The following is a 13873-nucleotide window of genomic DNA, read 5'->3' as shown; positions in this document are numbered from 1 at the left end:
AATGAAACGTAATGTTACTGAAGTCTTATCAGATATCGCTGCTCAACCGTTGGATATTTTTACCCAACGGTTCATGTTGTCCGATGATCAGTTCCAATCTATATGCCAATTGATTTATCAAAAGGCAGGTATTGTGCTGACTAACAACAAAAGGGAGATGGTTTATAACCGTCTCACTAGGAGGTTACGTGAATTACGGATGAATAACTTTGGTGACTATCTTGCGTTTCTTAAAAGTGATGTACGCAACCCTGAATGGCAAGAGTTTGTTAATGCTTTAACAACTAATCTCACTGCATTTTTCAGGGAAGCACATCATTTTCCTATTTTGGCAAAACATGCCAGAAAAAGAGCCGGAGGCGTCTACCGAGTATGGTGTGCAGCTGCATCTACTGGAGAAGAACCTTATTCAATAGCGATGACTTTACGCGATGTTTTTGGGAATAACCCTTATAAAACCAAAATTATTGCCAGCGATATCGATACAAATGTGTTGGATAAAGCACGAAAAGGTGTTTACCGACAAGAAGAGCTTAAAACATTAAATGATGAATATTTGAAAAAATATTTTCTCAAAGGTGTCGGCGATTTTGAAGGATACGTGAAAATTAGGCCACAAATCAGCGAGATGGTCTCTTTTCAGTATTTGAATCTACTCGACAAGCAATGGGATTTAGAAGGTAGTTTTGATGCGATTTTTTGTCGTAATGTCATGATTTATTTTGATAAAACGACACAGCAAACCTTACTTAACCGCTTTACCTCATTACTTAAACCAGACGGAATGCTGTTTGTTGGGCATTCTGAAAATGTAAGCCAGCTTAGCAAGGATTTCTACTTGCATGGGCATACCGTTTACGGGCTGACACCAGCAAGGAGAGGTTATGAATAAAATAACGGTACTCTGTGTTGATGATTCGGCGCTAATGCGTCAAATCATGCGAGAAATCATCAACAGTCATAGTGATATGGAGGTTGTTGATTGTGCACCAGATCCTATAGTGGCTCGTGACTTAATAAAAAAGTACAACCCACAGGTATTAACGTTAGACGTTGAAATGCCACGTATGGATGGTATTGATTTCTTGGAAAAACTGATGCGATTAAGACCGATGCCTGTCGTTATGGTTTCATCATTAACAGCTAAAGGCTCAGAAGTAACGTTAAAAGCGTTAGAACTGGGCGCTGTTGATTTTGTGACTAAACCACAGCTTGGTTTACGTGAAGGTATGCTCGCTTATAGTGAACTGATTGCAGAAAAAATTCGTGCTGCTGCTCTTGCTCGAATTAGTCGGCGTGAAGTTCAAGTCGTGCCTTCTAAATCATTGTCATTTACACCGATGATTTCGAGTGAAAAGTTGATTGCTGTAGGTGCATCAACTGGTGGCACAGAGGCTATTCGTAATTTTCTAGAACCATTACCCGTTACCAGCCCTGCGGTGTTGATTACACAACATATGCCAGCAGGGTTTACACACTCATTTGCAGAACGATTAAATCGTTTATGCCAAATCAGTGTAAAAGAAGCTGAAGATGGAGAACGTGTATTACCAGGGCATGCGTATGTTGCGCCGGGTGATTATCACATGGAGCTTCGTCGTAATGGTGCTAACTACCAGATCCACATTAATAAAGAACCAGCAGTAAACCGTCATCGTCCTTCAGTCGATGTGCTATTTCGTTCAGTCGCAAAATATGCGGGGCGTAATGCTATTGGCGTTATTTTAACTGGGATGGGAAGTGATGGTGCAGCAGGGTTATTAGAAATGCGTCAAGCGGGAAGTTATACCTTTGCACAAGATGAAGCGAGTTGTGTCGTCTTTGGTATGCCTCGTGCTGCGGTTGAAATAGGCGCAGTTGATGAGGTGAAAAGTATAAGCTCAATGAGTAAAGCGGTACTGATGAAAATCAGTAGCACGCAATCATTGCGTATCTGATTAAGTTCAGTTTAAAAAGCAACACAGTAATTTGCCGATATATTTTGAAGGAGTTTTCAATGGCAAGTAAGGATCTGAAATTTTTAGTGGTTGATGATTTTTCAACAATGCGCCGCATAGTTCGTAATTTGCTAAAGGAATTAGGATTTACGAATGTAGAAGAAGCAGAAGATGGTGCTGACGCGTTAGCTAAATTACGCAATTCGGCAATTGATTTTGTGATAACAGACTGGAACATGCCAAACATGGATGGTCTAGAGCTTCTTAAAAATATTCGTAGTGATGCGGGACTTGCAGCAACACCAGTATTAATGGTGACCGCTGAAGCTAAAAAAGAAAATATCATTGCAGCAGCGCAAGCCGGTGCAAGTGGATATGTTGTTAAACCTTTTACAGCAGCAATTCTTGAAGAAAAACTAAATAAAATTTTTGAAAAACTGGGCATCTAAGGAGTCGCAATGAGTGGGAATCCAATTATGCCGAAAGATAATATTGAAATGACATCTGATATTATCAGCCGGATCGGACAATTGACGCGGATGTTGCGCGACAGTTTGCGAGAATTAGGATTGGATAAAGCAATAGCCGAAGCAGCAGAAGCCATCCCTGACGCTAGGGAACGATTGGATTATGTTGCTCAAATGACCGCTCAGGCAGCTGAGCGTACATTGAACTGTGTCGAAGCTGCGCAACCTAAACAGGATGCGTTAAGTGCCGATGCAACTAAGCTTACTGAACGTTGGGACCAATGGTTTGAACAGCCAGAAGAGCTGAAAGATGTACGCTCTCTTGTAACCGATACCCGCAATTATTTGCGGGATATCCCTGAGAGTACGGCTTTTACTAACAGTCAGTTATTGGAAATTATGATGGCACAGGATTTCCAAGATCTGACAGGTCAGGTGATTAAGCGCATGATGAGTGTGGTTCAAGAAATTGAAAAACAACTCGTGATGGTATTAATGGAAAACCTGCCACCAGAGCAACTTGAAAAGTCTAATGTGAAAAAAGAGACTGATTCTTTATTAAATGGTCCACAGGTTAATAAAAACAACGCTGGTGTGATCAAAAATCAAGATCAAGTTGATGATTTGCTAGAAAGTCTAGGTTTTTGACCTGTGATGAGTTTTAGGGCGATAAGGACGTTGAGATATGCAGAACGCATTCGCTCTATGCTCTGCTCTTTAGGATGGTGTACTTTATGGATAAAAAATCACGTAATAACGCTTTGATAGCCCACGCTATTGAAGAAAATGTAAGCCGCTTTGTTTAAGCGGCTTTCGAGGTTGCTTAAATAAGCATCAATATAAAAAATACATTATTTTCTGTGAATTTCGCTGATTTCCTTATTATTAGCGCCAAAAATACCTTTATTGTTATTTTTATCATTAGGTCGGTTTCTAAACACCTACCGTCATAGCCCAAAAAGCCCCGTAAATTTGCGATTGTTCAGCCCATCAATTTCCTCTGAATTTGTCATGCTTAGAGTCATTTCATTCATGCTTTTAATCTCAATATCTAAATCGGACAGACTGTGGCTGAAGATAGCGATCTCGAAAAAACAGAGGACCCCACACCCCATAAACGGGAAAAAGCTAAAAAGGATGGGCAAATTGTTCGTTCTAAAGAGCTTTCATCCGTTTTAATGATCTTGGGTGGCGTGAGTTTGCTGTGGATGAGTGGTGGATTTATCACTCGTGGGCTATATGCCATGTTAACAGAAGGATTTACGTTTAATCATCACCTTATTGGTAATGAGAATTTGTTGATCCCTCGATTTGGTAGCTTGATTAAACAAGCTGTTTTTGCGTTATCACCTGTATTTTTTGGGTTAGTGCTTGTGGCAATTGGTGGCTCTGCTTTATTAGGCGGGATTAACTTTAGTAGTAAATCGATTAAGTTTGATCCGAAAAAATGGAACCCTATTTCTGGGTTAAAACGTATATTTTCAATGAATGCGTTAGCCGAGTTATTTAAAGCGATACTGAAATCAACCTTTGTGGGGATCGCTGCAACAGTTTTTTTATGGCACAACTGGAACGATATTCTTCATCTGATCACACTTCCACCGCTTAGTGCATTAGCCAATGCAATGCAATTGCTGATTTTTGCCGTCTACATTACGGTTTTTATGCTGATCCCGATGGTGGCATTCGACATTATTTTTCAAATCCGTAGCCATCTGAAAAAGCTACGTATGACACGCCAAGAAATTAAAGACGAATTTAAACAACAAGAGGGTGATCCTCAACTTAAAGCGCGTATTCGTCAGCAACAACATGCTATGTCTCGTCGTCGAATGATGGCTGATGTACCTAAGGCTGACGTCATTGTTACGAACCCAACACACTATGCTGTCGCACTGCAATATAACGACAAAATGACCGCACCTAAAGTGTTAGCGAAAGGTGCTGGGGCTATTGCGTTAAAAATTAAAGAAATTGGCGCAGAAAATCGAATTCCGCTTCTAGAAGCACCACCGCTTGCTAGGGCGTTATATCGTCACAGTGAAATAGGCCATGCAATACCTTCAACCCTTTATGCTGCGGTTGCAGAGGTGCTTGCATGGGTTTATCAACTGAAACGATGGAAAACCGAAGGTGGTTTAAAACCTAAACAACCTATGAACTTGCCAGTGCCTCCCGCACTGGACTTTGCTGGAGAAGATAATCGTCATGGCTAATTTGGCCTCATTACTCCGCTTGCCGGGAAATTGGAAAAGTTCTCAGTGGCAGATACTGGCAGGGCCAGTGCTTATCTTGTTGATACTGTCAATGATGGTATTGCCATTGCCACCTTTTCTATTGGATTTATTATTTACCTTTAATATTGCACTCTCCATCATGGTGCTGTTAGTGGCAATGTTTACCAAGCGTACTTTAGACTTTGCTGCTTTCCCGACTATTTTGCTGTTTACCACGTTGTTACGTTTGTCATTAAACGTTGCTTCAACGCGTATCATCTTAATGGAAGGACATACAGGGCCAGAAGCTGCAGGGCGCGTTGTTGAGGCCTTTGGCCATTTCCTTGTGGGCGGTAACTTTGCTATCGGTATTGTGGTCTTTATCATCCTTATTTTGATTAACTTTATGGTTATCACCAAGGGTGCGGGACGTATTGCTGAAGTGGGTGCACGCTTTGTGTTAGATGGAATGCCGGGTAAACAGATGGCAATCGATGCTGATCTGAATGCGGGTATTATCAACGAAGATGAAGCTAAAAAACGCCGTAAAGAAGTTTCATTAGAATCTGACTTTTACGGCTCAATGGATGGTGCGAGTAAGTTTGTTCGTGGTGATGCCATCGCCGGCTTAATGATCCTTGTGATTAACGTGGTGGGTGGCCTTATCGTCGGTGTTGCTCAACACGGAATGGCGTTAAACGATGCAGCAACGACTTATACTCTTTTAACCATTGGTGATGGCCTGGTTGCTCAAATTCCAGCATTGATTATCTCAACAGCAGCGGGTGTTATTGTTACTCGTGTTGCAACAGATGAAGATGTTGGGCAACAAATGGTGACTCAACTATTTGATAATCCTCGTGTACTGATGTTAACAGCTGGGGTATTAGGCTTGTTAGGTTTAGTACCAGGAATGCCTAATTTTGTTTTCCTCTTCTTCACGGCAGCATTAGGCGGATTGGGTTGGTATATCTTACGTCGTAACGCTAATCCCGAAGTGCAACAACAAAAAGAGATGGAAGAAGTTGAGAAGCAAAACCGTGTTGTTGAAGCGTCATGGGAAGATGTGCAACTGGAAGATCCATTAGCTATGGAAGTAGGATATCGCTTAATTCCGATGGTAGATAACCGCCAAAATGGTGAGTTATTAGGGCGAATTAGTGGTATTCGTAAAAAGTTCGCTCAAGAGACAGGATATCTCCCTCCTGTCGTTCATATACGTGACAATATGGAGTTAAGACCTTCCTCTTATCGTATTCTAATGAAAGGGGTTGAAATTGGTCATGGGGAAGCGCATCCGGGTCGTTGGTTAGCAATCAATCCGGGTAATGCAGTCGGCTCTTTAGACGGTGATATCACTCAAGAGCCAGCTTTTGGTTTGCCCGCAGTTTGGATTGATGACAGTTTAAGAGAGCAAGCACAGGTGCAGGGCTATACCGTTGTTGCTGCAAGTACCGTTATTGCAACGCACTTTAACCATGCATTAACGAAGTACGCATCAGAATTATTTGGTCGTCAAGAAGCACAAATGTTATTTGATAGGGTCAGTAAAGAGCTCCCTAAAATGACAGAAAATATGATCCCAGATATGCTTTCACTCACGGTGTTGCATAAGGTATTGCAAAATCTGCTTTCTGAGCAAGTGCCTATTCGTGATATGAGAACCATATTAGAAGCATTAGCGGAGCATGCACCAGAACAAAAAGATCCAGCTGAATTAACCGCAGTGGTTCGTGTTGCACTTCGCCGTGCGATTACACAACACTGGTTTGGTGATCAAGATGAAATCCAGGTGATTGGTTTAGACGCAAGCTTAGAGCGTATTCTTGTTCAAGCGATGCAAAGTGGCGGTGGATTAGAGCCAGGGCTTGCTGAAAATATTGAACAACAGGCGGCAGATGCTGTACGCCATCAAGAGATGTCCGGTGGTGCGCCAGTATTATTAGTGAATCACGCATTGCGTCCATTACTTTCACGCTTCTTACGCCGTAGCTTACCGCAATTGGCGGTGTTATCGAATATGGAAATTAGTGAAGGTCGCCGTATCCGTATGACATCAATGATTGGTGGGCAACCGCATTAATCATTCTCGCTGATATACCGTTATCTACAAGCGAAGGCCACTTTATTAAGTGGCCTTTTTTATATTGATAGACATAAAGGGGGATGTGTTAGCGCTTTTACTCATAATAAAGGGTGAAGTAGGTACATCAATAAATAAGTGGCTTAATGATGTTATGAAAAAGTGCAGTAATGGTGTGAATAAATGAGGAAAGGAACAAAGAAACAAGGAATCAAAGGCTCAAATAACAGTTAAAACTTAGATCAGAGAAATGAAGGTTACGAGAAGAAGATAGATAATAATGATGTATGGTGGCTTAAAGTGAATAAAGTTTTATCAATAAAGAAAACGCCATCAATATTGATGGCGTTACATGTGAATTCTGATAATTATCGAGAAAACCTAAACCTGAATTTTTCGCCCAGCTAATGTAGAACGCTGTGCTTGACCATCAGAACCATAAAGGGTTGGACTGTGGTTCTTCTGCAAAAAACGGATAGCATCACTATTACGAGAAATATGTTGCTCTAATAGCAATCCGTTATGTTGATTAAGATGTTTTAGCTCCGCCGTAATATCCATTACTTGTATCCATAAATCAGATAAGAATGGTAACCCTGTGTAAGGTTTTTCTACACCGGCTTGTAAGCTTAGCGTATGACGCTGTTGGTCTGTATGACCTAAAGCCGACAAGACAAAATTCTTCTGTTCAGTAACTTCGTGAAGTGCATTGATATCAATGTTACCTGCACACAATAACTGCTGTTCAGCACGTAGAATACCAGCAATGGTATTGAGCTGTGATAATTGAAGATCTAAAGTCTGGCGGAGTTCTTCCATCATAATCATATAAAATATTATTGAGTTATGCTTTCAGCAGCTTCACGGAAAAGAGCATCCGCGATTTTACCGCTGTCCATGGTTAATGTTCCGTTGGCAATTGCTTCTTTTAAGCGAGCAACTTTCTCAACGTTAATGTCTTTGTTTCCAGGCTGAACAAGTTTTTTCTGCGCTTCACTTAATTTAACCGAAGTGTCACCTGTTGCAGTTTTTTGTTCAGTTGTTCCCGATTTACGTGAACCCTGTGTAACTTCACTTGGGTTACGTTGTGCAATTGCGTTAATCGGAAGCAGTGGATTTGCGCGTTCAATACTCATAGGAAAATCCTTTGTTAGGCATCAATTAATAGTCAGATGAAGCCATTGTAAAACAACCTATGTGTTTTCGCCTATCATCTTGATTCTTTATATCGGCTATGAAATCAAAAACTTTAATCTTAGTCGTCATACTCGTCATATTTCAAGCCGTAGCGTTGTTAACCACATTCACTCGCACTAGTCCCATTACTCGTCATACTTCAAGCCGTAGCGTTGTTAACCACATTCACTCGCACTAGTCCCATTACTCGTCATACTTCAAGCCGTAGCGTTGTTAACCACATTCACTCGCACTAGTCCCATTACTCGTCATACTTCAAGCCGTAGCGTTGTTGACCGCATTCACTCACACTAGTCACATACTTATGTATGCTCCTAGCGGTTCGTTCATTTGTCGCCTAGCTACAACTTGAATTATTTAGAGTATGTATATGGTTGTATTTTTAATACAACTTGAATTATTTAGAGTATGTATATGGTTGTATTTTTAATACAACTTGAATTATTTAGAGTAAAAAATGTATACAAATACAGTATTTGTTCAAATTGTAGCGCAAGAGAGTTTACCTCGGCTTGCCATAACTGAAACCGGTAACAAGCAATTCAATATAGGCTTATTCTGCTTATCAGCTTTTTAATTTATTAAAGAGGAATGCGAACAGAGCCATTTTCAAGTGCTTCACCAGTGACAATTTGGCCTGATTTTACTCTTACTCGGATCGTTTCATTGGCCACGGCGTTGTTTACTGCTTTACCTTCATAACGGATCTGAAAGTGAGGGCCTTGTGCAAAAACTGTTACTGTTTGACCCGCCAGTATTGCCCAAGGGCGACGAACCATGGTTGATGTTAAGGGTTTTCCTGCGGATATTTGTCGCATTGCGATCGCATTTTTAATTAATGCTGGATCACGCAATACATCATAGGGTTGTTTTTCTAACTCGCCGGTTGTCATGCTGACAGCCGATGTTTCAATGATGTCATCACGATTAATATCTTTTTTCGCGATTAAGTATTCACCATTAACGCTAACATCAACTTGAATAAAACGACGTTGTTTATCACATTGAATGGGAATCGAAAGACGTCCCCAATTGCGAGATCCAGCGTGGCGTTGGATCTCTTGTGTTTGACACACAGGCCATTTCTCTTCAGGTGTTAAAACTGTCACTGTCACTTTATCGCCTTGCTGATGAAGCGCGACAAAGAAGTCTTGTAGTTCTTCAGGGAGTGATTTAGCAATACTCACATTCACCATAAAGAAAAAAGAAAACAGACCGATAAGAGTTTTAACTAACATAGTTTGTATCACCTTACAGAGTTGATGCTAATTGTGCATTTGTACTTATTTAGCCAGCACAGTGTACATCGTCTTTACACGCCTTAAACGCATAAATAGCAATCCAATTTACGCCTATTCCTCCAATCATCTTTTTTTTGAGCGTTTATTCTGTCAACTGAAATTGTTTTATCAGCTGAGGTAAGTGGCTTAGCCACCAAGGATAGAAGATGCTCGATAAATTAGAAAATACGTTTCATTTTCAACAAGAAGCGCTCTCAATACGCAATAAACGCCAAGAAATTCTCGCTGCGAATATCGCTAACGCAGATACCCCAGGCTTTCAGGCTCGTGATATTGATTTTGCTTCTGAATTGAAAAAAACCATTGAAAACGGACGCACGGGGAGTCATGGCATGCAATTAGCGATGACATCAGAGCGCCATATTCCAATCAAACCCGGTTACCGCTTAGAGGCAGACTTACTCTATCGCGTGCCTCATCAAACTGCGATGGATGGTAATACCGTGGATATGGACATGGAACGTAGTAATTTTGCTGACAATAGCCTTAAGTATCAGGCTGATGTGACATTTATTAATTCGCAAGTTAAAAGCATGATGGCTGTATTGCAACAGTAAGGTAAAGAGCATGTCTTTATTTAGTATTTTCGATATTTCAAGTTCAGCACTTTCAGCGCAATCACAACGTTTAAACGTGAGTGCCAGCAATATGGCAAACGCTGACAGTGTTGCGGGGCCAGATGGCGACCCTTATCGTGCAAAGCAGGTTGTTTTTCAAGTAAATGCACCAGCCGGCCAAGAAATTGGTGGCGTGCGTGTCACTGAGGTGGTGGATGATCCAGCCCCATTTCGTATGGAATATCAGCCAGGGCATCCTTTTGCCGATGAAAAAGGGTATGTACGTATGCCGAATGTTGATGTCGTAGGGGAAATGATTAATACCATCTCCGCTTCTCGTAGCTATCAAGCTAACGTTGAAGTCATGAACACGGCAAAATCACTGATGCAAAAAACACTGATGATAGGTCAATAGGGAGAATAAATTGTGGGTATTTCCTCCTCAATGAATGAACCTTATGATAATACCATTATCGGGGATGCACCTTCTTCATACCATACGAAAAAAAGTGGTAGTGATGATATTAAAGGGAATTTCCTGACACTTCTCATCACTCAGATGAAAAATCAAGACCCAACAAACCCAATGCAAAATAATGAGTTAACGTCTCAGTTGGCTCAAATTTCGACCGTTGAAGGTATCGAAACACTGAATAAAACAGTAAATAACATTGTTGGGCAAATTGATCAAAGTCAGGCGTTGCGAGCATCTTCCTTAGTTGGCCGTGGTGTCATGGTCTCTGGGAATAAAATTGTTGTCTTTCAGCCAACCGACGGTAAAGGTGAGACTGAAAAACCTGGTGACGGGGATGACACAATTCCAACACCTGATACTCAAAATGAGAAAACGCGCCAGCAAATGGGAACGTATAAATCAGAAAGTACTGACCCAACTGCGCCTAGCGACGAACACCTTTTTTCAACACCTTTTGGTTTTGAATTACTCAGTCCAACTGATTCTCTTACGATAAACATCACCAATGCGAGTGGTGTGACCGTTCGTACGATCAATATGGACAAAAAGATGCTACCGGATGTTTATAACTTCTCTTGGGATTGTACGGATGAAGATGATAATCCTGTTCCACCGGGAAGTTATAAATTTACCGTTAACGCCACGCTTAATGATGCTCAGGTCCCTGTTAAGACACTGAATTATGCGCTGGTGAATAGTGTGTCCATGGTGGATGGTGGTGCCCGCCTTGATGTTGGCTTAGGTAATACCGTTTCATTGGATGAAATTCGTCAGGTTCTTTAACTAACACATATTCAACTTGGAGGGCGCATGTCCTTTTCACAAGCAGTAAGTGGTTTAAACGCAGCAGCCGCTAACTTAGATACTATCGGTAACAATATTTCTAACTCCGCAACCTACGGTTTTAAAGGTGCAAACGTTTCTTTTGCAGACGTTTTTGCCGGTTCTGGTGCAGGTCTGGGTGTTAAAGTTGCAGGTATTAGCCAAAACTTTAAAGACGGTAGTATCACTACCACTAACCGTCCAACAGACGTAGCGATTTCTGGCGGTGGTTTTTTCCGTATTGAAGATCAAAACGGTGGTGTTTTCTACTCACGTAACGGTGAATTTGGTAAAGATAAAAATGGTTTCCTGACCAATATGCAAGGTATGCGTGTAACAGGTTATCCAGTACAAAACGTTGCAGGTAAAAACGTAGTACAAAAAGGAGCAACACCAACACCTATCGTTATTCCTACCGATATGATGAACGCCAGCGCAACCAATAAAATTGATATGGCGGTTAACCTGAATTCAGGTGAAGAGAAACCCGCTAAAGCGCCATTTGATTCTAAAGATGGTGATACTTATAACTTTAGTACTAACGTTACCACTTACGATAGCTTAGGTAACGAACATAACCTGAACTTATTCTTTGTAAAAACAAATGACAATAAATGGAAAGTTTATGGGCAAGATACATCCACTAAGGATACAGCTGGTGCACCATCGGCACATCAGGAATTAGGAACGTTAGACTATTCAACAGGTGGTGTTTTAAATAGCTTTACACCTGCTGCTGTGACTCCTCCAGCAACACCAGGCTTTGCTATTGCTTCTTTAAATGGTTCTGCTCCAAGCACGATCACACTGGATTTCAGTGGCAGTACTCAGCAAAAAGTTTCTGAATCAAGTGTATCTAAATTAGCGCAAAACGGTTATCAAGCGGGTGAATTCACCAACTTCCGTATTGAGCAAGATGGCTCAATCATGGCGACCTACTCAAACCAACAAAGCCAAGTTGTTGGTCAAATCGCATTAGCTAACTTTGCAAACGCAGGTGGTTTGAGCTCACAAGGCGACAATATGTGGTCTGAAACTAACGGTTCAGGTTCACCAATTGTCGGTGTTGCAGGCTCTGGTGTATTCGGCAAATTAACTAACAACGCATTAGAAGCATCTAACGTTGATATGAGCCAAGAGTTAGTCAACATGATCGTTGCTCAACGTAACTATCAATCAAACGCACAAACCATCAAGACTCAGGATCAGATCCTGCAGACTCTGGTTAGCTTGCGCTAATAACGCCGGAAATAATCTGTTATGGATCATGTGATTTATACCGCGATGGGCGGCGCCAGACACTCGATGGAAAATCAAGCTGTCGTGGCGAACAACTTAGCAAACGCATCAACGCCTGGATTCAAAGCGCAGCTTAGTGCAATGCGAGCCGTACCTGTCAATGGCGATACCTTACCAACTCGTACATTAACGGTAGCCTCAACGCCAGGTAGCGATCAGAGTCAAGGAACGATGAACTATACCGGCAGATCAATGGACGTTGCATTAAGTGATAACGGCTATTTGGCTGTTCAGCTTGATGATGGCACTGAAGCTTATACCCGAAACGGAAACATCCAACGTAATGCAGATGGCATGTTGATGGTACAAGGACGTTTGTTAATGGGGGATAACGGTGCGATTGAAGTACCTCCTCAGGCAAATGTCAGTATTGCCAATAACGGTATTGTGACTGCGCATGTCCCCACTGATCCACCAAAAATGTTGGGTCAGATTGGTCGTTTAAAAATGGTAAAACCAGAGCAAAACGACTTGGTGCGTGGTGATGATGGATTATTCCATTTATCACCGAAAGACACTGCGCGTGCTGGTGAGGAATTACCTGCGGATGATAGCGTGAAGGTGTTAGCTGGTGTGTTAGAAGGCAGTAATGTTAATCCAGCAGAAGCCATGGTCGATATGATAGCAAACGCACGACGTTTCGAAATGCAAATGAAGGTTATTCATAGCGCTGACGATAATGCGCAACGAGCTAACCAATTGCTATCACTGAGTTAAATAGTGTAAGGGGAAAACCATGATCCGTTCTTTATGGATTGCTAAAACTGGGTTGGATGCACAACAGACAAACATGGATGTGATTTCCAACAACCTCGCGAACGTCAGCACCAATGGCTTTAAACGTCAACGTGCGGTTTTCGAAGATTTACTGTATCAAACAATTCGTCAGCCGGGTGCAATGACATCAGAACAGACGAATGCACCTTCAGGTTTACAAATTGGTACGGGTGTTCGTCCGGTTGCGACCGAACGTTTACATAGCCAAGGTAACTTAGCGCCAACAAACGGAACACGTGATGTGGCGATTAAAGGACAGGGTTTTTTCCATGTTCAGTTACCTGATGGCACAGACGCTTATACCCGTGATGGCGCATTCCAAATGGACCAAAATGGTCAATTGGTCACTACCAGTGGTTTCCAAGTCGTACCAGCCATTATTTTGCCTGATACTGCGAAGAAAGTGATGATTGGTCGTGATGGTACAGTCAGTGTTGAAATGGAAGGTGATCCAGCGCCACAACAAGTGGGTCAATTGACACTAACTACCTTTATTAATGACAGCGGATTAGAAAGTGTGGGTGAAAACTTGTATTTAGAGACCGCAAGTTCTGGCGCACCAACTGAAAATGCCCCCGGTATCAATGGCGCAGGTTTGTTGTATCAGGGATATGTTGAAACCTCTAACGTTAACGTAGCTGAAGAGTTGGTCAATATGATCCAGACTCAACGTGCTTATGAAATTAACAGTAAAGCGATTTCAACATCTGATCAGATGTTACAGAAACTAACGCAACTCTAA

General features: G+C 41.7%; 15 protein-coding genes. 12 read left to right on the top strand and 3 right to left on the bottom strand.

The features are described from left to right. Position 1 precedes the first annotated feature (1 nt). The 6 genes from cheR to flhA all read left to right on the top strand — a co-directional run bounded on the left by cheR (position 2) and on the right by flhA (position 6703). Entirely contained in the window at positions 2-892 is an 891-nt protein-coding gene (cheR, locus tag LG402_RS12765; RefSeq protein ID WP_109407822.1) for a protein-glutamate O-methyltransferase CheR, read from the top strand. Next, the gene (locus tag LG402_RS12760; RefSeq protein ID WP_109407821.1) at positions 885-1937 is read left to right on the top strand and encodes a protein-glutamate methylesterase/protein-glutamine glutaminase; all 1053 of its coding nucleotides are present in this window, start codon (positions 885-887) and stop codon (positions 1935-1937) included. Before cheR ends, LG402_RS12760 begins: the two co-directional genes overlap by 8 nt. A 59-nt stretch (positions 1938-1996) precedes the next feature. Further along, positions 1997-2386 (top strand): chemotaxis response regulator CheY, encoded by a 390-nt coding sequence (gene cheY / locus LG402_RS12755; protein ID WP_023581807.1) that lies wholly within the window; start codon positions 1997-1999, stop codon positions 2384-2386. A 9-nt stretch (positions 2387-2395) separates the two neighbouring features. After that, on the top strand, positions 2396-3052 hold the full coding sequence (cheZ, locus tag LG402_RS12750; RefSeq protein WP_023581808.1) for a protein phosphatase CheZ: 657 nt from the start codon (positions 2396-2398) through the stop codon (positions 3050-3052). A gap of 419 nt (positions 3053-3471) precedes the next feature. Further along, positions 3472-4620, top strand: a complete 1149-nt coding sequence (gene flhB / locus LG402_RS12745) for a flagellar biosynthesis protein FlhB (RefSeq protein WP_227335694.1) — start codon at positions 3472-3474, stop codon at positions 4618-4620. Further along, entirely contained in the window at positions 4613-6703 is a 2091-nt protein-coding gene (flhA, locus tag LG402_RS12740) for a flagellar biosynthesis protein FlhA (RefSeq protein ID WP_227335693.1), read from the top strand. The genes flhB and flhA overlap by 8 nt, the downstream gene beginning before the upstream one ends. A 381-nt stretch (positions 6704-7084) precedes the next feature. Here the strand turns inward: flhA and LG402_RS12735 are convergent, their stop codons facing one another. From LG402_RS12735 to flgA, 3 genes are all read right to left on the bottom strand, one after another. Next, positions 7085-7522: a flagella synthesis protein FlgN gene (locus LG402_RS12735; protein ID WP_227335692.1), complete on the bottom strand. Its 438-nt coding sequence runs from the start codon at positions 7520-7522 to the stop codon at positions 7085-7087. Between the two features lie 17 nt (positions 7523-7539). Beyond that, the gene (flgM, locus tag LG402_RS12730; RefSeq protein WP_099075771.1) at positions 7540-7839 is read right to left on the bottom strand and encodes a flagellar biosynthesis anti-sigma factor FlgM; all 300 of its coding nucleotides are present in this window, start codon (positions 7837-7839) and stop codon (positions 7540-7542) included. A gap of 642 nt (positions 7840-8481) precedes the next feature. Continuing rightward, the gene (gene flgA, locus LG402_RS12725; protein WP_166539684.1) at positions 8482-9138 is read right to left on the bottom strand and encodes a flagellar basal body P-ring formation chaperone FlgA; all 657 of its coding nucleotides are present in this window, start codon (positions 9136-9138) and stop codon (positions 8482-8484) included. A 209-nt stretch (positions 9139-9347) separates the two neighbouring features. Here flgA and flgB point away from each other — a divergent pair, with 209 nt between their 5' ends. The 6 genes from flgB to flgG are packed head-to-tail and all read left to right on the top strand — an operon-like array spanning position 9348 to position 13873. Further along, the gene (flgB, locus tag LG402_RS12720; protein ID WP_006533174.1) at positions 9348-9758 is read left to right on the top strand and encodes a flagellar basal body rod protein FlgB; all 411 of its coding nucleotides are present in this window, start codon (positions 9348-9350) and stop codon (positions 9756-9758) included. Positions 9759-9768: 10 nt separating this feature from the next. Continuing rightward, positions 9769-10173 (top strand): flagellar basal body rod protein FlgC, encoded by a 405-nt coding sequence (gene flgC / locus LG402_RS12715; RefSeq protein WP_023581815.1) that lies wholly within the window; start codon positions 9769-9771, stop codon positions 10171-10173. A 12-nt stretch (positions 10174-10185) separates the two neighbouring features. After that, positions 10186-11016 carry a flagellar hook assembly protein FlgD gene (locus LG402_RS12710; protein ID WP_109407818.1) on the top strand — a complete coding sequence of 277 codons (831 nt, stop codon included), beginning with the start codon at positions 10186-10188 and terminating at the stop codon, positions 11014-11016. 27 nt (positions 11017-11043) lie between these two features. Further along, entirely contained in the window at positions 11044-12294 is a 1251-nt protein-coding gene (gene flgE, locus LG402_RS12705) for a flagellar hook protein FlgE (RefSeq protein ID WP_227335691.1), read from the top strand. A 21-nt stretch (positions 12295-12315) separates the two neighbouring features. Next, positions 12316-13071, top strand: a complete 756-nt coding sequence (locus tag LG402_RS12700; RefSeq protein WP_227335690.1) for a flagellar basal body rod protein FlgF — start codon at positions 12316-12318, stop codon at positions 13069-13071. Positions 13072-13090: 19 nt separating this feature from the next. Beyond that, positions 13091-13873, top strand: a complete 783-nt coding sequence (gene flgG / locus LG402_RS12695; protein WP_072068525.1) for a flagellar basal-body rod protein FlgG — start codon at positions 13091-13093, stop codon at positions 13871-13873.

This window comes from Proteus sp. NMG38-2 (genome assembly GCF_020640995.1).
In the GTDB taxonomy this organism is placed as follows: domain Bacteria; phylum Pseudomonadota; class Gammaproteobacteria; order Enterobacterales; family Enterobacteriaceae; genus Proteus.
This window is presented reverse-complemented; position numbering and strand designations above follow the sequence as displayed.